Origin of the sequence: Clostridium estertheticum (assembly GCF_011065935.2) — a bacterium.
In the GTDB taxonomy this organism is placed as follows: domain Bacteria; phylum Bacillota; class Clostridia; order Clostridiales; family Clostridiaceae; genus Clostridium_AD; species Clostridium_AD estertheticum_A.
In genome coordinates this window covers 72728-94009 of sequence record NZ_JAAMNH020000002.1, presented here as the reverse complement: position 1 = coordinate 94009, position 21282 = coordinate 72728, and the positions used below count along the sequence as shown (strand labels likewise).

The following is a 21282-nucleotide window of genomic DNA, read 5'->3' as shown; positions in this document are numbered from 1 at the left end:
ATTTACCCCCTTTAAATATTATATTTACTATTTACAATTATAAAGATATTTCTCTTCTAATAAAATGCATTTAAGTGGCTTTTTGAGGGTAAAAAAGCAAATTTATTTATTCATTGTAGTTGCTCTATACTCAGTTGGAGATATACCATAATAATTTTTAAAAGCTTTACTAAAATAATTAGTATCACTATACCCAAGTATTTGAGATATATTTTTTATTTTTATCTGCATATCATTTAACAATTCCTTAGCTTTTTTCATTCTAATATTTTGAATATACTCATGTATACCACATTTATATTCCTGTTTGAACAATTTCATAATGTATTCTCTACTCAAATAGTATTTATCAGTAAACATGGAGATTTTTATTTCTTGATAATAGTTATTATCAATATAATCCTTGATTTCTCCAACTTTAAAATTTTCATTAACCTTAATACAATTTCTAACCTCCATGTAATAAAAGTCAACAATATTATATAGAATGTTTTCAAACTCTTGGAATGTTGAGAAATCATAGCTTACGCCCTTAGCCTTTTTCCTGCCTACTTCCGAAATGAAATTGTTGTTGATTCCAAAGCTAACTGCAATATCCTCTACTAAAATATTGAATTCCTTAATAATTTTATATGCATCTTTAAAACTAAAATAGTCTGCTTCTTTTACTTTACTTAAATATTCACTTATTATACTTCTTGCATAAATTACATTTCCCTTTTCGAAAGCCTTTTTTAATAAGAGCATATTATTTAAAATAGAGGGTTTTTCTAGATTTACTTTTTTTAACACATCAGTGTAAATTCTCTCTTTCATATCAATTATGTTTATAGAATACAAAATAGACTGTGCTGATTTATAGGATTCACTTATAGCATCAATATTTAGATAATTTTCGCCAATGCATGCAGTTACTTTTACTTTAAACAATTCCCTTATTTTTTGAAGAGCTTTCTTAATTGCATCATAATATAATACATTAATATCATCTCTAAAAATACCATCATAAGAAACTATTATTATAATTTCCCTTCCTAAAACTGGATTAGCAAAACTAAAGCATTCCATATTTTTATTGCATATTTCATTAATGACATTAGTAATTGCACAATGCATTAAATTTAAATTATCACCAAATTTTTTACTAATTACTTCTTCCATATTCATTATCATAAGAAGTGCAACTCCAAAGCATTTTGTTTTTCCATTAACATTAATCATATTTAAATATAAATCTTTATCTTCATTATCATAGTTCCCTTCAATGATAGACATATATATTTTTTCCTTTAAAACTGGCAATGATACATTCAGCATAATATTGTTACCAATTGTCTCATTCTGTACTTGTCTTTTTTCACTAATATTATGAATACATTTAGATATCGCGCTATTTAGTTCTTGCTTATTTACGGGTTTTAGCAAATAATCAGTAGCTTTTGATTGTATAGCTTGTCTTGTAAATTCATAACTATTATAACCACTAACTACAATAGACTGTATATTGGGATATTCAGCTTCCAAAATTTTTAAGAATTCCTGTCCATTCATTTCTGGCATTTTCATATCAACAATTACTATATCTGGCTGATTCTCTCTTATTAATTTTAATCCTTCTTTTCCATTAAAGGCCTCAATAACTTCTTTAACTTGAAGTGCTTCCCATTGGCCTAAAATTTTAATAGCCTCTCTAACAGGTTCTTCATCATCAATAATCAGTACTTTATACACTTAAGTTTGCCCTCCCTTGGGTATTACAATGCTTATCTCTGTGCCTGTTTCATCTGAGTTTATAATTATTCCTGCTCTTTCTCCAAAAATCAATTTTAATCTTGTATTTAGGTTTCTCAGGCCGATGCATTCATATTCGCCATCCGTCCACTCACTATTTAATGCTTCAAAAATTTCATCAAGCCTCTCCCTATCTATCCCTGGACCATTGTCTTTTACTATTATCCTAACATTTAATTCTCCTGAAATTACTTTAATTAATATAGTGCTAATTGTAGCTCTTTCTTCAAGTGCATGTTTTATTGAATTTTCAACTAAGCTTTGTATTGATAACTTAGGAATCTCAAAGTCTAAAGCTAAATCCTCTAATTCATAGGAAACTTGAAGCCGGTCACCATACCTAGCCTTCTGAATTATCAAATAGTTCTCCACATGCTTAATTTCATCTCTTACCTTTACAATTTCCACTCCATTTATGCAGTATCTAAAAGTAAAAGCGAGAGCATCAACCATTACACTTAAATCCTCCACCCCACTTTTTAATGCCTTAGTAGATATAGCTTGAAGAGCATTATACAAAAAATGTGGGTTTAGCTCTGCTTCCAAAGCTTTTAAAATAGCATTTTTTTGTACCAATTTCATTTTATATTGTTCATTTATAAGTTCATTTATTTTTATAACCATCTCATTAAATTGCTTTGATAGTTGAGCTATCTCATCTCTTCCTTTAATTTCAACTTGAGTATCAAAGTTCCCCTTACCAAAAACACTCATTTTTTTAGAAAGTGTTTTTAATGGTCTTGTTATAGAATTTGACGTAAACCTTACCGTTAATACTGACAAAACGAGAAAGATTATACCAACTAAAATACTTAGATTGCTATTAATTTGAGCAAATTTATTTACTTGGCTGTAGGGTATTAACCTTATTAACTTCCAATTATCCACTTTTGAAATATCGTATATAACTAAAAATTTATTTTTATCTATTTCCCAATAGAAATAATCATTATTCTTTTTTCTATAAATACTATTAAAAAAAAGTTTACTTTGTAAGTTATTTAAAACATCCTTAGTATCCATATATAAAAAATTATTACTTGCATCTAAAAGAATTGTGTGCTCACCGCTATTCACTGGTATGTCACTTAGAATATCTTCCTTTTTTAGTGAATTAAAATAAAGTGAAATTACTGCTTTAGGTTTTTTATCTGTTATATTTCTTAAAACCCTATGAAATGCCATAAACTCATTTTGATTATTTGCTAAGTACTCAGTATTTTTAGACAAGAACAACGGCTCAATATATGTATTTGTCTTACTGTCCATCAAATTTTTATACCATTCTTTGTTAGAGATATTTTCATTATAATTTGTTTTTACCTTTAAATCATCATAGCCACGTTCTATATAATAATACTTTTCTTCATTAGGAAAATATAAATATACACTGTAAATATCTTTTCTGTTATAAATAAAGCTTCTAAGATAATCCTCCAAGTATGCTCTTTGAGTATAATCTTCTGATTCATTTGCTACTGCATTCATTACTTTGTCATAATTATATTGTGGAAAAAAACTTTTGCCTATATCTGAAAAGTATTTTTCAAAATTTTTGTTTACAAGGTTAAGATTATTAGTATTACTGCTAATAATGTTTTTAATTGATTCGTGTTGTATAATTTTGTAGGATATAAATGTTAGTGATACAACTATAGTAACTATAATTGTAGTAAAAATCAGTATAAGTTTACTTACTAGTTTACTAGCAATTTTTTGGATTACTTTAGATATTATTTCATTAACCTTATTTATTATTTTCATCATAAAGCATCCTCTCATTTTAAAATAGTGTTTTATTTTCTTCTTACCTTTCTAACCTTTAACTGCACCATCAGTTACCCCCTTAATAATATTTTTCTGCATAAAAATGAAAAATATAACCGAAGGTAAAACTGCCATAACTACCGCTGTCATTGTATATTGCCAATCTGTTGTATATTGTCCAACAAAGGAGTATGCAGCTAATGTTAATGTTTTTGTTGAGTTAGAGCCATTTACCATAAGCAAAGGTAATAGAAAGTCATTCCAAATCCACATTACATCAATTATCATTATTGTAGTAGTTACTGGTTTCAGAAGAGGAAAAATTATAGTAAAAAAGGCTCTAAAGCTTGAGGCTCCGTCCATAATAGCACTCTCATCCATTTCCTTTGGTATACTTTTCATAAACCCATGATATATAAACACTGCTAGCGGTGCACCAAATCCCCAATATTGAATTCCTAACCCTAATACACTATTAGAAAGGTGTAATATTTTTGCAACCTTTACCACAGTTATCATTATAGTCTGAAAAGGTATCAACATGGGTGTTATACAAAATATAAATATTGCACTACTATAGTTTGTTTTTGTTCTTGAAAGTTTATAAGCTGCGAATGAACTGAAAAAAATTATTCCCGAAACTCCTACACTAACAATGATTAAATTATTTAAAAATAGTCTTGGGTACTCTACATATTTCCACACATAGATATAGTTTTGAAAATTTAAATGTTTTGGCAAAGAAACTACGTTAGTCATTACTTCAGGAAATGTTTTAAATGAGTTGGTAACCACTAAAATGATAGGATATATAAATACTAAAGCTATCGCAATCATTAATATTTCAAATAATATTGTTCTGCTTTTTTTTATCTTCATTATGCCTCAATCTCCTTACCCTTAAAGAATTTAAGTTGGACCATTGTTATTATTAGTACTACAACAAAAAGTATCATAGCCTTAGCTGTACCATATCCATAAGCGTTATTTTGAAATGCTTCTCTGTATATATCATAGGTCACGCTGTATGTAGATCCTCCTGGGCCTCCTCCAGTCAAAGTTAAAATCACATCAAATACTTTTATTGAATTAACTAAGGCATAGAAAACACAAGTAGTCACTGCTGGAGCTAACATTGGTAATGTTACTTTGATAAATGTCTGCATCTTCCCTGCTCCATCTATAGTAGCTGCTTCTAATATATCCTGTGGTACCCCTTGTAGTCCTGCAATATAAATAATTATAAAAAAACCTATAGATTGCCATATTGAAACAACCAATATTGATATAAACGCTAATTTGGGATCTCCAAGCCAACTCCAATTAAAAATTTCAAATCCCGTAATCTCATTTAATGATTGAAATCCCTGCGAGAAAATAAACTTCCATATAAAACCTACAACTACTAAACTAAAAATATAAGGAATGAAAAATATTGCTCTTAGCAATTTTACAGTTTTTAATTTTTTATCTAACATAACGGCTATAATAAGTGCAAGTACATTTATCAATATAATATATAGAATACTATACTTCAAAGTAAATATAGATGCAGTTTTAAAACTACTATCCCCCTTAAAAATATCAATAAAATTTTTAAACCCTATAAAATGTGGTGTTCTTCCTATTCCATTCCATTCAGTTAAAGAATAAAAAGAACTCATTATAAAAGGAATATATATTGTTACTGTAATAAATATTATTACTGGCATCACAAAGATCCCAAATTCCACTTTTTCAAAAGTCTTTCTTCCAATTTTTTTCACCATTAACACCCCTTCTTATAAATAGCATAATAAATTTACATCTAACTCTGTTACCATAATTAATTATATTATAGTTAAGAATATATAAAAATACATTTAACTGCACAAATAAGGGTAATAATGTGAACTATTTCTACTCACATATTTTATCTTTTAAGATAATTCATTAATCTACAATATTAGTTTTATAGTATAGTGTGATAAGCATCACCCCTCATCGCTCTAATCCAACTAAGTTAAAGCATAAGAAAACCCTCAACTAATCTATTAATTAGTTGAGTACTAAAATTCCATAATGGGTGTGCATTTATTTCAATTTAATCCAAACTTTTGTGTTTTCAAGTTCAATTTTCACACTTCATTTTAATCAAAAAACAACAAAAACCCCTGAATTCAAGGGTTTTCCATTGTATCAAAATTGTTGTTTATGGTTGGTGGAGGCGGACCGTACCTAACTATATCACTGTCCATTGGAAGAATTGAATTATATAAGTAAAAAGTTTGCATCAAGATTAGAACCAATTGTATAATGAAGTGTAGCAACAGTGATATAAAATGAAGATAATTAATGAAGCATGGAGGATTAGGAAATGTAAAGAATATGTAATCAATGCCAGACTGAAATGATAGAGAATTGCAAAGTTGAATCTTTTGGCGGAATTACAATTTCAAAAGAAAAATTAATTAGTCTTTTTTAAAAAAATAACAAATATACGCTTTTTAACATAATTCTTTATCACATTATAATATAATAAAAAATATTATTAATATTGATAGCCATTTTAAGGAGGTCTTGTTAAATGAATAAGAAATTAGTCTTAGGTGTAATGTTAACAGCAAGTTTGTTTGCAACACCTATAAACAATGTATACGCTGATTCATATAAAAGTGTTACTATAGGGTATGATTTGACGAATCAACAGAAAGAGGACATGCTAAAGTATTTTGGTGTAGATAAGAATAGTGCGAGTGTTGTTGAAGTTACAGCTAATGAGGAGAAGAAATATCTAGGAGGCACAGTATCTAGAGATCAATTAGGTAATAAGTCAATATCATGTTCCTATATTGAGCCAACAACTACTGGTGGTTTAGTAGTGAATACAAATAATGTAACCTGGGTAAATGCTAGTATGATAAAGAATGCCCTAATTACAGCAGGAATTGAGAATGCTAATGTTAAAGTTTCTGCACCATTCTCTGTATCAGGTACGGCAGCTATGACTGGCATATTAAAAGGATTCGAAAATAGTAAAGACGGTAAGAAATTAGATGAAAGTACAAAGAAAACAGCTAATGAAGAGGTCGCAGTTACAGGCAAACTAGGTGAAAAAATTGGACAAGATAAAGCTGCGGGATTAATCAATGAAGTAAAGAGTGAAGTTATAAAAGATAAACCTAAGAATGAGGCAGGTATAACAAAAATAGTAAATAATGTAACAAATGATTACAATTACAACCTGTCTAAAGATGATGTAAGTGGTATTGTTGGATTAATGACAAATGTAAATAAATTAAACTTGGATTACAGCAAAGTAAAAGGACAGCTTGAGGGTGTAGCTAGTACAATGAAAAATACATTAGATAGTGATAAGGCTAAAGGTTGGTTCGCAAGTGTGTGTGCTTCTATTGGAAATTTCTTCAAAGGAATATCAGATAGTTTAAAATCATAAATGAGATGAGCATGGGAGATATAATTTAATGGGTGAAATAATATTAAAAAGGTAGACTTGAAAAGTGGTATGGTACTAGGCTATACATATTGAAATCTATTCTTTAGTTTCATGCCCCACCCCTACTGAGACAACAGTTTAGCTTATGTATAAATTCCAATGTAAAATGCTTGATAAATTTAGGAGTACCACATGAAAGGATTGATAAAAAATTTAAAGCAAGGATAATGCTTGCTTTCTCAGCTTCTGTGGCATCTTTAATCATGGATACTTTTAATCGTTCTTCCTCTAGTATTACTCTGAGATAGATTGGTATTAGCCACGAGCAAACGGATGAACTGTATACAGATAAGCTGGAAACAGGAAATCGAACACTACTAATAACTAATTATACTAATGAATCAGATGTACTAAATACTAATTCTACTAATCAATCATTCTATCAATCAAGCAAAGAGTCAATAGTTATATACGGACGGAATGAAGAAGACCTAATTTTTTTATCTATGGATATAGATTAACTTGAAACAAAACATTATAAAATTGATTGCATATTATAATAACTTATATTTGAATGTAAGCCATTATTTATTAATATTATATAAACCTTAAACTGTTAACCAAATATGGCTTAAAAATGATATGGTGGAGCATATAATTCTATTTAGTGATAATAAAACAGTTATTAAATATATGGGGTATTGAAACAATTCTTGAAAAAAACAGCCATAAGACAGTATTCTCCATTTTTGATGAACTATAAATCAAAAACGGAACTACTATTTTGTGGCTGTTATGATGTAAAGTATGAAGAATGGGACACAACTAATACGTAAGACTTACGTATTTTATTAAATTCTATAAACTATAATTTATTAAAACTAAACTTTAGTGAATTGGTACACAAATTTCACAAAAATGGTTTTTAACCATTTCAGTTTTATACCTTTCAAGAATAGGTCTTGCCTCATCCAGTTGATACCCTTTCTTGAATAATTCCGGAAAAATTGCAAGCCACGCTTTTTGAACTTCTTCAGCTGTATGTCTTATTTTAAAAACTGCATATTTTCCTCCAAGAATGCTACCATCACTAATATAATCATCACTAATGCAATAATCATTTGAAATAACGAGACCTGTGTCATAACGACAATTTTCAGGTTCTACTATTTTAGGGTTATCATAGGCAATTCCTAGTATGATAGATTGCTCATTAAGCAGTCCATTAGACTTAGCCCATTTCTTTAATTTTTCCATTACTTTAATATTATTCTGCCCATAAGATCCAACCTGCCTTATATAAGCAATTCTATAAAACGAAGTTTTTTGAATTTCTATATTCATAATTCTTCCTTTCTTTATAAAGTACATCGATGTCTATAAACATCATATAGTGCTTTAAAATAGAAAACAAGACATTTTTTAAAATTACTAAATTACCACTTACATGTGTTTATTAATACTTTATATGACGCATTAATTTATCAATTTGACGTAACTTTTAGGAATATTATACCCATTATCGGAGTAATGTTAAATTACTTTCAAAGGTCTCATGTTATCTACTAAATCATAATCAGAATTATCATCAAAATTGTATTGACCAATAAAATTGATATGTTCCCATCCAAGTGGAGAAACATGTTTCAGAAAGTCTTCATTAACGTCTTCTTTTTCTTTAAGTTTCTCAACTACTTTAGGTAAATAAATCGTATTCCAAAGAATATAGCTCTAGCCAGTGCATTCATTGCTTCACCTTTATTCAATCCTATCTGAATTTTTCTTCTGAAATCTTCGTCTGATAAATAATCTAGGATAAAAATAGTTTTTTCTATTTTTCCAAGTTTGCTTAGGGCTTTAGCTAAACTATTTTGTCTTGCATAAGAACCAAGCTTACCCATTATTAATGATCCTGAAACCTTACCTTCTTTTATTGAGTATGCAAGTCTCAATATATCATCATAGTTTTCTTTTATAATTTTAGTATTTATCTTTCCTTTTATAACTTCTTGAATATTTTCAAAATCTTCTTTTTTTTCAATGTAATATAGTTTCAGTCTGATATATTTCTAAGTCTTGGAGCAAATCTGAAACCTAACAAATAGTTAAACCAAATACTTGGTCAGTATAACCTGCTGTATCAGTATAGTGTTCTTCAATCTCAAGCTCTGTTTTATGGTTCAGAAGTATATCAACCATATGAATTGCATCTCTTGAATTTGTATTTATAATACCTATTCCAAATCTTGAATACTGATCACTTACAGCTGAGTACATTGTCACACCTTTGTCTAAGCCATAATGAGGGTTATAGCATGCATTTAAAGCTTCAACTGCCGATTTAACTCTTACACCATCTGACGACGAGGTACTGCCATTTCCCCAATATTTAGCATAGGGCTGTTTATGTTGGCAATTCACAATATCTGTCATAGCTTTTTCCATATTATCATCACTCATTCTCCAGTTACAGCATTACTTATTTGTTTGTAGCTTATTCTTTTTGCTGCTTGTTCCATTTTCTTAAGTCCTATATTTGTACCTAGAGCCATAAGTGCAGCTGTTACACAGGCTCTTTCATTATCTTTAGGTTCTTTGCTAGTTGAGGCATGGGTTAGCTTTTTATCAAAAGCAGTATATTTACAAATGTCTATAATTATATCTGATAAATTTACTCTAGGCATTAAACTGTAAATCTTAGTAGATAATTTTTTTGCCTCATCAGGAACAGATTTTTCTAATCTTGATAATACAATTTTATTATTTTCTATAGATACACCTTTCAGTGTTTTTATATTATCAGACACATATTTTAATTTACTATTTAGTAGTTCCAATCGAGCACTTAAATATTTTTCAACATCCAAAGACACTTTAAAATCAGTATTTTCACCGTCGGCATTAACAAGTAACTTTGATATTTCCTGTATTTACAAACAAATGCCTGTTATGCTTTTGGAGGTGTTCCTTCAGCGTTTGATACAACTGCATCGATTTGGACTAAAGCATCTTTAGGTAAAGCTGATACGCCAACTGTTCTTCGTGCAGGAACACCGCTTGGGAAGAATGTTGTGTAAACTTCGTCTACAGCATCAATATCTGCGATATTTTTAAGGAAGATATTTATTTTAACCACATCGTCCATAACGTGGCCGACACTTTCTACAATTGCCTTGATATTTTTTAAGCACTGTCCAGCCTGCTCTTTTACACCACCAGCTACCATTTTACCAGTTTTTGGGTCTAAAGGTAATTGAGCTGAAATATGATTGTAATGAGAAAAAGCTACAGTTTGTGTATATAGAGAACTTTTTGGTGCATTTTCCGTATTGTTTGCTTCTATGATGAGTACATGCCTGTCCTCAACAGCTTGTGGGGGTGTACCATCTCCGTGTGACACCACTGCTTCAATTTGTACCAAAGCATCCATAGGTAAAGCTGAAGCTGCAACTGTTGTCCGTGCAGGGACATAGGCTGCGGCCCTGGCGATAGCCGAGTCTGGGAAAAATGTTGTATAAACTTCGTTTACGGCTTCAATATCCGAGAGGTTTTTAAGGAAGATGTTAATTTTAACAATATCGTCAAAAGGAACGTCAATACTTTCTAAAATTGCCTTGATATTCTTTAAGCACTGTCCAGCCTGCTCTTTTACACCACCGGCTACCACTCTACCAGATTTTGGATCGATAGGTAATTGAGCTGAAAGATTATTGTAATGAGAAAAAGCTACAGCTTGCGTAGATAGAGGACTTGTTGGCGCATTTGCCGTGTTATTTGTAAGCTTTATGAGGTCGCCTGCTTGTGGTGCGTTTGGAATTGTACCTTCACCGTTTGAAACAAGTGCTTCAATTTGCACCAAAGCATCCATAGGCAAAGCTGCAACTGCGACTATCGTCCGTGTAGGAACATAGCTTGGGAAGAATGTTTTATAAACTTCGTCTACAGCGTCAATATCTTTGATATTCTTAACGAATACAGTGATTCTAACAACATCGCTCATACCATGGTCGATGCTGTCTACAATTGCCTTGATATTTTTAAAGCACTGCTTCGCCTGCTCTTTTACACCACCAGCTACCAATTTACCAGATTTTGGATCGATAGGTAATTGAGCTGAAAGATTATTGTAATGAGAGAAAGCTACAGTTTGTGAATATGGACCGATACCTTTTGGAGCATTTTCCGTATTTCTTGCTAATACTGCGTTATAGTCGCTCATGATAGTATTCCCCTTTTGTAATATTTATTTAGTTAATTGCATAACCTTGTAATCAAGTGACTGCAAGGCTTTGCAATTTTATATATACAGGAATTCCCCCACTTTTGTCGAATTTATATTCATCACAACTAAATTCACCGAAGGGAGAGAATTCCATGCAATCAAATTTAAAACAGTTATCTCTTGCTGATATTTATACAGATCTTGATGAGTATTTTCAGCAAGATAAACCAAAGTTAATTAAACTTTTTGACCAATATATTGACTTATCCGAGTTAATTCCTCAAAGCTTTATTAATCACTATTATGCATCAACAGGTCACCCTAGAGATTATAAATTGTATTTTCCATTGCCGTTTTCGTTCCATTGCTACAGAGACCCCTTATACACCATAGTCTGCGGGGTTAAATTATCTAGCATATGTTCTCCAATTTGCTTTAAAGCTTCTAGTGTTAAAGCACCGACTTATACTTTAAATGTGTTTAGGTGGCTAAATTGCTGCTTCATCTGTAATCAATTTTGTAATAAACAGTCACTTGTGTTATAAGTTTGTACATACCTATATTCATAATCCATGTGACTGTCTCCTTTTAGTTGCTATATTTACTTAAACTTTAAATTTAGCAACTAAACTAATAAGTTTGTCTGTGCTTACTTTGGCATTATTTACTTGACCTATAACCTTTTCAGCTTCTTCTACAACTGATGTTGCTCTTGTTGCAATGTTTGATGTTCCCTCAGCTCCTTCAGTTGTTCCTCTTGTTACTTCATTTATTGAATCTACCATACTATTCATGGAAGCCAACAATTCCTCAGATGTAGCACTAAAGTCTCCGACTAAGCTGTCTATCATTTCTGCATCTGTACTATATTGCTCACCAGTTCTAACTAACATTTCATAATCCTTAAGAACTTGTTTATCAATAAAACCCAATACACCCTGGGCACTGCTGGACAAATTTTCAACTGCAGTTACTACCGATTTTGTAATGTTTTGGATTTTACCGACAGTATTTTTAGATTGATCTGCAAGTTTTCTTATTTCGTCTGCAACAACAGCGAAGCCCTTTCCAGCCTCTCCAGCTCTAGCAGCTTCAATTGCAGCATTTAATGCTAAAAGATTAGTTTGGTCGGTAATAGCTAATATAGTATTAGACAATTCATTAATTTCATCAATAGCCTTAGATTCGTCTATAGCCCTCATCAATTTGCCCTGAGTACTTAGATAAATATCGTGAGCTATCTTCTGTGATGAAACCGCTATAGTTTTTAATTCATCAGCACGTTTTTTGATTTCACCTGCTGAGATTGATCCCTGCTGAGCCTTTGCAGCTGTTGATGCTACTACATTTTCAATTTCAGTTGAAGTGGCATTCATTTCCTGCATAGAAGCGGCTGTTTCCTCCATGCCAGCAGAGAGCTCCTCAGTAGTTGAAGAAACATCTTCAATATTTTTATTAAGCTCTACTACATTATTATTTACTGTAGTGACTGCATTTTCTACATTTTTTGCTTCAGAGACTACCCCTGTAATAATTTCACGTAGGTTTCCAAGAAATTTATTTACTGAGTCTGACAGAGCACCTATTTCATCCTTTGATGTAATATCAATTTTCTGTGTTAAATCTCCACCCTTTTCACTCAATACTGTAAGACTATGTTGTAATAATTTTATGGGCTTTGTTACTTTATTGGAGGTAATAATATTTACAAATATGCCTGTCAGTATATACATTCCCATAAATATTAAAACCCAGTTCAATTTTGAATTAACGCTATTATTTACATTTAAAGTCTTTTGATTTATTAAACTAGATTGTATTGCATCAAAATCACTTAGATTATCTGAAAAGACTTTTCTTAATTTGTTGTATTCACCATTAAATATTTCCAGAACCTTACTCCTATCAGTTTTAGAATCCATCATTTTAGTTTCTAAATCAGCGAGTTGTTGGTCATTAGTATCAAGGGTTTTAAATATTTTTCGTTCTTCTACAGACAAATTCATGTTTTTTACTTTCTTTATGGTTTCATCAATTTTTACTCCATAAACATTATATTTATCTGTTTCATTTTTATTTCCAGGATCTATGATGACCCCTCTAACACAATCCGTAAGTGTTATGTCGTAAAAACGGATATCTTTTGCAAGAGATACCTTGTACTCATCCTTTTGAATTAAGTTATTATAAAGTGTCTTTGTACTAATATTAGCATAATATAAGATTGCCATAGCAATAATCGAGATGATCAAGGTAATGCCAAATCCCAGTAACAACTTTGTCTTGATGCTAAACCTCATAGTTATAACCCCCATATTTTAATATAATATTGAATTATATATTGGGAAAGCTCTATCAAATAACTATTGCATTTTGGGGTATGTTATTCAATTCAAATGTAAAATAATGACGTCACAAACGATATTGTGTTAATATTCTCACAAATAAATATTCTTCAACACTTTAGCCAACTACTACAGTAAATCCATTGATTTCGCCGGTATCCTTACCCTTATACTGTCGGAATACACGCCGTATAGGGGGTTGTGTAGTAATGGGACAGAAACGGCAATGTAATTACCTTTTATTACCAAATGGTTTTTTATCCATTGGTTGCAATGGTCTCAGCTTACCAGATAATTTTTTGCTAAGTCAAATGAATAATTCCCTACAATATTTATATGATCATAGCCAAGAGGTAAATTCGTTTTACGTCATCTAAATTCACGATATACCCTGCATTTCGAATAGCATCTAATGCTTTTTCCATATAGACTGTATTCCAGAGGATAATAGCGTTTGTAACTAACCCTAACGTATTTAATTGATCTTCCTGACCTTAACGGTGAGGTTGATGAATCTCTCCTTTCTTGCCGTACAACGATTCTTTTAAGCCCATTTTCCGCTTCTCCACGATTTAGCTGTGTCAAAATACGCCTGCGATAATTCTTGTCATCCAAAAATGACAGTTCGTAAGTGGTCTTAAAAATTCGTCCGAATTCGCCCATTGCACGACCAAGCATAGTTGGCTTCCCGCCTCTTTGTAACATTTTTATAAGACTTGTAGGGTTGCTGGTTCCAAGTTTAAGTGAACCAGCAACCCTAAGCATATCATCCCTGGACTTAATTATAAGGTCTTCACGTAATTTGTTTTTAGATAGACTATTCAAGACACCATAGTCTACATTTGGATCAAATCTCCAAAGCCTTGTACCTCCTATATCACGTTTAGGATGTGTAGCTTACTTGTAAAACACAATAAATTATATTTTTCCAGTAATTAATGTACCGCTTTCTCCTCTTATAGCTAGTGATGCCTTCTCTAAAGATGCAATGATTGCTCTTCTTTTTTCCCTACTATTGACAAAACTAATAGCTGCTTGTACTTTAGGAAGCATGCTTCCTGGTGCAAAATGACCTTCGTCACAATATTGCACGGCCTTCTCTACTGTAATTTCGGACAATTCTTCTTGATTTGGTTTTCCCCAGTTAATAGAAACCCTATCTACAGCAGTTAAGATGAATAGATAATCAGCTTCAACTAGTTCTGCTAGTTTCGCAGCTGCAAAGTCTTTATCAATTACTGCTGGAATTCCTTCATAATCACCATCATCATTAACAATAACCGGAATACCACCACCTCCACAAGCTATAACGATATACCCATTATTCAAAAGATTTAAAATAGAATCTCTTTCTGCAATATCCACAGGTTTTGGAGATGGGACTACACGTCTATACCCTCTTCCGGCATCTTCAACAAATTGTAGCTCTGGCTTTTTTACAGCCAGCTCTTTTATCTTCTCTTCCGTATAGAATCCTCCAATTGGTTTTGATGGATTGTTGAAGGCTTTGTCATTTTTATCAACAACTACTTGTGTAATAACCGATACAACATTCCAAGGCATTTTTTGTCTTTGCAACTCTTTTTTAATTCCTTTTTGAAGATGGTAACCTATGTACCCCTGACTCATAGCAGTACATTCCATTAACTCCATTGGTGCAACTTTATCGCTTTCATTAGCTGCAAGGTCAAATGCTAGACTAATCATTCCAACTTGTGGACCATTTCCATGACTTATAATAATTTCATGTCCCTGTCTAATTAATTCAACAATAGAAGGAGCCGCATCTTCAATCATTTTTTGTTGTTCCTGAGCGTTATTTCCTAATGCATTTCCCCCTAAGGCAATTACAATTCTTGACATATTTCATTCTCCTTTTCTATTTTGATAATGGTTGTTGTTGTGTAATGCAATGTACCGAGCCTCCACCAAGGGCTAGATTATGTGCATTTACAGGTATTACTTTATATCTATCTCCTACAATTTTACGCATACACTCAACCGCTTCTTGATCTGTATCAAGACCATAGATTGGAAAAATGATACTTCCATTTGTAATAAGAAAGTTAGCATAACTAGGCACTGCAAAATCACCTTCTGCTCTCCATTTTTCATCCTTATCCTCTGCAATTCCTTGCAACACTGTCATATTTTCTGCTTCTTCTTTATTAAATTTAAACGGATTTGCAGCTACTAGTTTATGCACTTTTAGTTTTCTGCCTTTTGCATCTGTAGCATTACAAAGGGCTTGATAACATTCCTTAAAAATTTCATAATATTCATTTGATTCGTCTTCTGTATAGCACGTTACTACTTCTCCAGGACCAATGAATGCACACACATCATCTATGTGTCCATCTGTTTCTCCATCTTCAAGATCAACTCCTCGTTGTAACCAAATTACCTTTTCAAACCCTAAATATTCCTTTAACTTTTGCTCTATTTCTTCTCTAGAAAGAGCATAATTTCTGTTCTGATTCAAGAGACAACTCTCAGTAGTAATTACTGTCCCTTCTCCATCAGTTGTAATAGAACCACCTTCCAAAATAAAAGATGTTCTATATCTATCATGATTAGTTATCTGTAACATTTTTCTTGCAACCAAATCATCATCGCCATAATCAAGAGTACAACCATGACTGCCTCTTTGCTCACCACCCCAGGAATTGAACTTAAAATCAACACCTCTTATTTCTCCTGTTTCACGATTTTTCACATAAATTGCACCTGTATCTCTTGCCCAACAATCCACAGATGAAATCTCATAAATTGAAACATCCATTCCTGAAAATAAGTACTCAGCCTCTAAATACAACTGCTTTGGAACTCCAATATTTACATGTGTACCCGCTTCATTTATTGCTTTAATAATTTCTAACTGTGCATTTCTAGCTGGAAATCCTCCGTTATACCAATTCGTTATGTCATATGCAAGTAAAAGCCATACGGATTCTTGAGGCTCATATTCAGCAGGCATTACAAATCCATCCTCAATAGGTAATGTATTCAATAATTGTGATGACATATTTTTTTACTCCTTTCTAATTATTTATGTGTATATTCTGAACCAAAAGTCTCATACATTTTTTTAATTTTTTCAACGGCAAGTCTTTCTGCTTCTGTATTTTCTACTAGCTTATACTCATTAATTGTTCTTGAACCCATTAAGTAAGCCATTAAACCTCTTTGGGTATGTAAACGATTTTCGGCCTGTTTCCAAAGAAGAGAGCCTTCAAAATCCATAGCATAATCGGTCATTTCTTTTCCTCTAAGAGCTGGAAGATAATGCATTGTTTTTGCCCCTTTACAATGTGAAAGAAGCTTTTCACTAACCTGAAAACCAGCATCAATAAAAATTTTATTAAAATATTCAAAATTATTATCGTTTTCCATTCCCTCATAACAGAAACAGCCTGTATAAATAAAATCTGCACCTTTTACTGCTTCAATTGGATCGTGTGTTGAATAAATTTTTCCACCACCCTCTTCACAAGCCTGTGCACGTTGCTCAAGAGTTCTTCTAATTCTCTCTTGATCATGATTTGAATCTATCATATTGAATCTTTCATCAAAGGCATGATTTTCCGGGCATCCCATAACTACAGTTATACCAAAACGTGGAAGAAGTTTTGCTAAATCACCTGCGCTAGACTCACCTAAGTCATCACTTCCTATAAAAGTTAATTTAATGTCCTTAAGTTTTTTTCCTTCAGGAAGATTTTCTATAATAGTTGTAAGATCACATAATGTTTGTGTTGGATGTCTCATGTAATCCATCATATTAAATACTGGAACTGATGAATACTTAGCAAACTCCTCAATTTCATCAACATCGCCCCATCTCATAGAAATGCCTTCAACCATACTGGAAATTACTAGTGCACTATCCTTAATGGTTTCTCTTTTTCCTAAATGAAGTTCTCCATGCTCTCCTCCTGTTAGATATAAAGCATGTGCTCCTAATTGGTGTGTTGCAACTTCAAATGATACTCTAGTTCTAGTAGAATTTCCATTAAAAATCATAGCCAGTGATTGATCTTTAAGTATTTTAGGAACACAATAATCCTTCGCATTTTGTTTTAACTGACGAATAAGGCTAACCATTTCCAACAATTCTTCAGTAGAGTAATCCCAACAATCTAAATAGTTCTTTATTTTATTAATTTTCATTTTAATTTTTTCCTCCTCTATATCTCTTTTTTCTTATTTATCTTAGGGAAAATAAAATACATAATGACTCCTACTACTAGACACCAAATTCCCGCTTTTAGAATTTCTATTTCTGTTGTAGCAATTGCATAACTAGCAAGTAATAGTGGTAATAGTGCTATTAATATATATACTTTATTTCCCACTTTAATTGTGAAGCAATCCCATTCTTTATCCTTATCTTTAAATCTAAGTACAATACCAGAAACAATAATAAGCATAATTGGTATTAACATTAAAACTACATCTATAATTATTAAGCTTGAAAAAGAACCTTGGCTTAATATAGCAGTAATTATTGAAGCTATTATTATAGAAACATATGGTGTTCCGTATTTTTTGCTAGTTTTATCAAATCCTTTAAAAAACAATCCATCCTCTGCCATATCAGCTGTAATACGAGAGCCAAAAGCAATATAACTACTATACAATCCAAGATTACCAACAATACCTGCAACTAAGAAAAGTATCATAAGAAAATTACCGCCTACAATTTTCCCCATTGCCACATAGTCTATAGGTCCCGCAGTTGACCAAGTTTGCCAATTTCCTGTAACCGCAAGTCCGAAAAATGTAGGTAAAATATACATACATGTTGCAATTGGCACTGCCCACATGAACGCTTTTGAAATTAATGGTCCAGCTCCTTCAACTTCATCACTAAAAGAATGCAGAGATTCATACCCCATAAACATCCAAAATCCAACCAATAGTGCTGTGTTTATATTACCCAAGCTTCCTTTTATACCCAACGAACCATTGGCAAATATCGGTACAAATGGATTGTATGCAAGCTTAGGAATTGCCAAGATTATCGTAAGTACAAATGGTAATAAGATCACTATCCCTGAAATTGTTGCTGAAAATGCTAATACTTCAATTCCTAAAATATTAAGTACGCAAAATACTACTACAAATACTAATCCTATCATCCATCTTTGATTTGGCGTTAAATTCAAATTCAATGCAGAATTTAAATATTCCATTGAAAGAACTAAATATACAGAAGTATCAACAAAATTCCCAAGAGTCATTGCCCAGCCTGCAATATATGCTGGGAATTTCCCCAATGCACGTCTAATCCATCCATAAAATCCAGGTTCCTCTGTGTACTTTGCTCCAAGTTCAGTACAAATAAGTCCATATGGATACGCCCAAACAATAGGAAGTATCAATAAGATAATTAATGATATTCCCGGACCTGCACCTCCTATCATGTCTTCTAATCCAAAACCTCCACCCGATATGAATAAATACATCATACATATCATTGGTAAAAGTTTTATCTTCTTTTTTGACCTTACTATTTCTTCTGTCATTATTAAACCCCCTTTCTTACATTTAATAAGTACATATTAAATTATGTTAAATACCACTTGCAATTACCCCAAATCATTATTTATAATTGTAATTACATTGAAGTACTCAAGAAGTATCTTTCAAATAGTCACAATATTTGTAACTCTAAATATTTACATAATTATAAAATTTAAATTTGAATATTATCTTTTTTAACATCATTTCTGCAAATTAATAAACCTCTACTAAACAGACCTGAATCATAAAAATATAGCCCTTGCATATCAAGGACTATAAGTTTTTTTTGAAATCTTAAATGCCCCTGAACAACACCACAGCTCAAATGTTATGATAATATTGGAAAGGTAGGTGGGGCACAATATGGACAATATTATCATGGCATCCTCCGGACGAAATTTCACTTCAGAAGATATAGAACTTATCAAATGGACAAGAAATAAATATTCTCATTTATCAAGAAGAGAATTAGCAGGCATTTGGTTCTAGATTGTACTATTTTGTTAAAAGTGGAGACAAGAAGCTTGGGTGTCTTCAATTTCCGCGTCAGCGTGGGCACTTAAATCACGTGATGAATGGATAGGATGGAGTATTGAAGATAAAAATGTAAGGCTTCATTTTATACTGAATAATAGTAGATTTTTAATATTTCCTTGGGTTAATATCAAAAATTTAGCAAGTAAAGTATTAGCTTTATCCATAAAACAAATTCAAATAGATTGGCTCACATAATATTGTTATTCGCCAGTGTTATTAGAGACCTTTGTAGATATCTCTCAATTTGCGGGTACCTGTTATAAAGCTTCGAACTGGACATATCTAGGTCATACCAAAGGGCGTGGCAGAATGGACAAAAATACAGAGATGTTATTACCTCCCAAAGCTATCTATATGTATCCACTCCAAAAGGATTTTAAAGATTGTCTTAAGGGACTTAAACCATGCAAGGTGGTGAATCCTGATGAATAGAGCAGAAGAACGACAGAAAAAAAGGGAACAGGAAAAAGAAGTTAAAAACAAAGAGTTAGAAGCCAAAGGAATTATTATTTAAAGGCAACATTATAGAAAGAAAAAAAATATAGCTAATAAAAAATGCAGCTATAACACAGCTGAAGAAGAAATGACGGATAGACAGGAAACTACAGAATCAGCCTTAAAGGTTTATAGTAGACTGCTACCGATACTTCTTAAAAGAATGAGTAAAATCAAAGATCCTAGACAAACAAAGAGGTACTCAGAAATTCATGAGAAATGAAAAATGGTCACAGGAATATTTGGAGCGTCATGTTGGTAAAGAAAAACAAGAACAATTCTATGTATATGTTTTAGAGTCAGTGGTTATTTTTAATAATGGAATAACTTTGCCATTAATGAGCGAATTTTTAAATAATGAGGATGAGGAGTATAATGATGTTAGTGCTGATAAACAAGACTGTGAACGCAAAGCTTTTTATCGGTTTTCTAAAAAAGTAAAAGCAAGGTTTCCAAAACTCAAAATTGCAGTAACAATGCTACACGCAGTAACTTGCGAAGAGACTTGGGAAAAAACAAGCAGGACTACTGGTAAAATTGAACTAAAATCAGCTAGATATGTATGGATATCTGGGAAAGAGCTTACTAAAAGTAATGTAGAAAATCAGTGTATTAAGATCGGACGCTATCGATGGAAAATTGAAAATAATTTTCTTGTAGTAAAACATCAAGGATATCAATATGAACACTGATTTTCCTATAATTGGAATGCTATGGTTGGATTTCACCATCTTATGAAAATAGGTAGATTCATAAATGTGTTACTTGTAAACAGTGAATTTCTAGCAAAAAAGGTTATGCAGCTAGGCATAAGAGGATTAATAACTTTTATTTTCAAAGCATGTACAGGAGATATTCTTAATAAAATACGCCTGTCGGCAATAGCAAAAGACAATAGGTACCAGTGGAGACTAGTAGGCTAGTTGGTAATGAAACTTTCATTATTGATTAAGGGCGTACGCCCTTGGTGCTTAGTATGAATTTAATGTATGTAAATATTTATAGTGCTCTTTCGCGAGGGTCTTTTTGGCGTTCAGTTTATTACCAAAAGTGAACTATGAAAATGAATTGAAGCTTATTTTATCAGCAATATTATATAAAAAAATCTGCGAATCACAAATAGTAATAGTAATTTATAATTTTAAGTTAAATTAGTGCTTGAA

The 21282-nt window shown here is 31.8% G+C and carries 20 protein-coding genes and 4 pseudogenes; 8 read left to right on the top strand and 16 right to left on the bottom strand.

The genetic code is table 11. The features are described 5' to 3' along the window. Positions 1-102 precede the first annotated feature (102 nt). The 4 genes from G9F72_RS26630 to G9F72_RS26615 are packed head-to-tail and all read right to left on the bottom strand — an operon-like array spanning position 103 to position 5327. A complete protein-coding gene (locus tag G9F72_RS26630) occupies positions 103-1731 on the bottom strand; it encodes a response regulator (protein WP_164959444.1) in 1629 nt (542 codons plus the stop codon). Beyond that, the gene (locus tag G9F72_RS26625) at positions 1732-3558 is read right to left on the bottom strand and encodes a histidine kinase (protein WP_164959443.1); all 1827 of its coding nucleotides are present in this window, start codon (positions 3556-3558) and stop codon (positions 1732-1734) included. 48 nt (positions 3559-3606) lie between these two features. Continuing rightward, entirely contained in the window at positions 3607-4437 is an 831-nt protein-coding gene (locus G9F72_RS26620) for a carbohydrate ABC transporter permease (protein WP_164959442.1), read from the bottom strand. Beyond that, complete coding sequence (locus tag G9F72_RS26615) at positions 4437-5327, bottom strand: carbohydrate ABC transporter permease (RefSeq protein ID WP_187356111.1); 891 nt, start codon at positions 5325-5327, stop codon at positions 4437-4439. Before G9F72_RS26615 ends, G9F72_RS26620 begins: the two co-directional genes overlap by 1 nt. A 797-nt stretch (positions 5328-6124) precedes the next feature. Between G9F72_RS26615 and G9F72_RS26610 the strand changes: the two genes are divergently transcribed. Continuing rightward, positions 6125-6994 (top strand): DUF1002 domain-containing protein, encoded by an 870-nt coding sequence (locus G9F72_RS26610; protein WP_164959441.1) that lies wholly within the window; start codon positions 6125-6127, stop codon positions 6992-6994. An 888-nt stretch (positions 6995-7882) separates the two neighbouring features. Here G9F72_RS26610 and G9F72_RS26605 read toward each other — a convergent pair. From G9F72_RS26605 to G9F72_RS26595, 5 genes and pseudogenes are all read right to left on the bottom strand, one after another. Continuing rightward, positions 7883-8338 carry a GyrI-like domain-containing protein gene (locus tag G9F72_RS26605; protein ID WP_164959440.1) on the bottom strand — a complete coding sequence of 152 codons (456 nt, stop codon included), beginning with the start codon at positions 8336-8338 and terminating at the stop codon, positions 7883-7885. Between the two features lie 189 nt (positions 8339-8527). Beyond that, positions 8528-8997: pseudogene (locus G9F72_RS27720) on the bottom strand (Tn3 family transposase). A 91-nt stretch (positions 8998-9088) separates the two neighbouring features. Further along, the gene (locus G9F72_RS27305) at positions 9089-9454 is read right to left on the bottom strand and encodes a Tn3 family transposase (protein ID WP_164959439.1); all 366 of its coding nucleotides are present in this window, start codon (positions 9452-9454) and stop codon (positions 9089-9091) included. Beyond that, positions 9451-9861, bottom strand: coding sequence for a Tn3 family transposase (locus tag G9F72_RS27300; protein WP_263487232.1), 411 nt, complete (start codon positions 9859-9861; stop codon positions 9451-9453). Before G9F72_RS27300 ends, G9F72_RS27305 begins: the two co-directional genes overlap by 4 nt. An 80-nt stretch (positions 9862-9941) precedes the next feature. Next, complete coding sequence (locus G9F72_RS26595; protein WP_164959437.1) at positions 9942-11213, bottom strand: RidA family protein; 1272 nt, start codon at positions 11211-11213, stop codon at positions 9942-9944. A 155-nt stretch (positions 11214-11368) separates the two neighbouring features. Between G9F72_RS26595 and G9F72_RS26590 the strand changes: the two are divergent. Next, a pseudogene (locus G9F72_RS26590) lies at positions 11369-11557 on the top strand (ISNCY family transposase); the annotation flags it as partial. 264 nt (positions 11558-11821) lie between these two features. On the opposite strand, the gene G9F72_RS26585 reads toward G9F72_RS26590, so the two are convergent. The 7 genes and pseudogenes from G9F72_RS26585 to G9F72_RS26560 all read right to left on the bottom strand — a co-directional run bounded on the left by G9F72_RS26585 (position 11822) and on the right by G9F72_RS26560 (position 19089). Further along, complete coding sequence (locus G9F72_RS26585) at positions 11822-13516, bottom strand: methyl-accepting chemotaxis protein (RefSeq protein ID WP_164959435.1); 1695 nt, start codon at positions 13514-13516, stop codon at positions 11822-11824. Positions 13517-13893: 377 nt separating this feature from the next. Beyond that, positions 13894-14043 (bottom strand): annotated as a pseudogene (locus G9F72_RS27715) (Tn3 family transposase); the annotation flags it as partial. 49 nt (positions 14044-14092) lie between these two features. Next, a pseudogene (locus G9F72_RS27710) lies at positions 14093-14437 on the bottom strand (Tn3 family transposase); the annotation flags it as partial. Positions 14438-14479: 42 nt separating this feature from the next. Further along, on the bottom strand, positions 14480-15424 hold the full coding sequence (gene arcC, locus G9F72_RS26575; RefSeq protein ID WP_164959434.1) for a carbamate kinase: 945 nt from the start codon (positions 15422-15424) through the stop codon (positions 14480-14482). A gap of 16 nt (positions 15425-15440) precedes the next feature. Next, positions 15441-16586, bottom strand: coding sequence for an agmatine deiminase (gene aguA, locus G9F72_RS26570; protein WP_164959433.1), 1146 nt, complete (start codon positions 16584-16586; stop codon positions 15441-15443). 20 nt (positions 16587-16606) lie between these two features. After that, entirely contained in the window at positions 16607-17731 is a 1125-nt protein-coding gene (locus G9F72_RS26565) for an ornithine carbamoyltransferase (RefSeq protein ID WP_164959432.1), read from the bottom strand. Positions 17732-17748: 17 nt separating this feature from the next. Then, on the bottom strand, positions 17749-19089 hold the full coding sequence (locus G9F72_RS26560) for an APC family permease (protein ID WP_164959431.1): 1341 nt from the start codon (positions 19087-19089) through the stop codon (positions 17749-17751). Positions 19090-19450: 361 nt separating this feature from the next. Here G9F72_RS26560 and G9F72_RS27295 point away from each other — a divergent pair, with 361 nt between their 5' ends. The 6 genes from G9F72_RS27295 to G9F72_RS26545 all read left to right on the top strand — a co-directional run bounded on the left by G9F72_RS27295 (position 19451) and on the right by G9F72_RS26545 (position 21042). Continuing rightward, positions 19451-19576, top strand: a complete 126-nt coding sequence (locus tag G9F72_RS27295; RefSeq protein WP_263487228.1) for a hypothetical protein — start codon at positions 19451-19453, stop codon at positions 19574-19576. A gap of 39 nt (positions 19577-19615) precedes the next feature. After that, positions 19616-19819, top strand: a complete 204-nt coding sequence (locus tag G9F72_RS27705) for a Druantia anti-phage system protein DruA (RefSeq protein ID WP_164959430.1) — start codon at positions 19616-19618, stop codon at positions 19817-19819. A 114-nt stretch (positions 19820-19933) separates the two neighbouring features. Further along, entirely contained in the window at positions 19934-20056 is a 123-nt protein-coding gene (locus tag G9F72_RS27700; RefSeq protein ID WP_411955975.1) for a hypothetical protein, read from the top strand. A 151-nt stretch (positions 20057-20207) separates the two neighbouring features. Beyond that, complete coding sequence (locus tag G9F72_RS27290) at positions 20208-20342, top strand: hypothetical protein (RefSeq protein ID WP_263487227.1); 135 nt, start codon at positions 20208-20210, stop codon at positions 20340-20342. Continuing rightward, entirely contained in the window at positions 20332-20811 is a 480-nt protein-coding gene (locus tag G9F72_RS26550) for a hypothetical protein (protein ID WP_164959428.1), read from the top strand. Before G9F72_RS27290 ends, G9F72_RS26550 begins: the two co-directional genes overlap by 11 nt. A 42-nt stretch (positions 20812-20853) precedes the next feature. Beyond that, positions 20854-21042: a hypothetical protein gene (locus G9F72_RS26545; RefSeq protein ID WP_164959427.1), complete on the top strand. Its 189-nt coding sequence runs from the start codon at positions 20854-20856 to the stop codon at positions 21040-21042. Positions 21043-21282 lie beyond the last annotated feature (240 nt).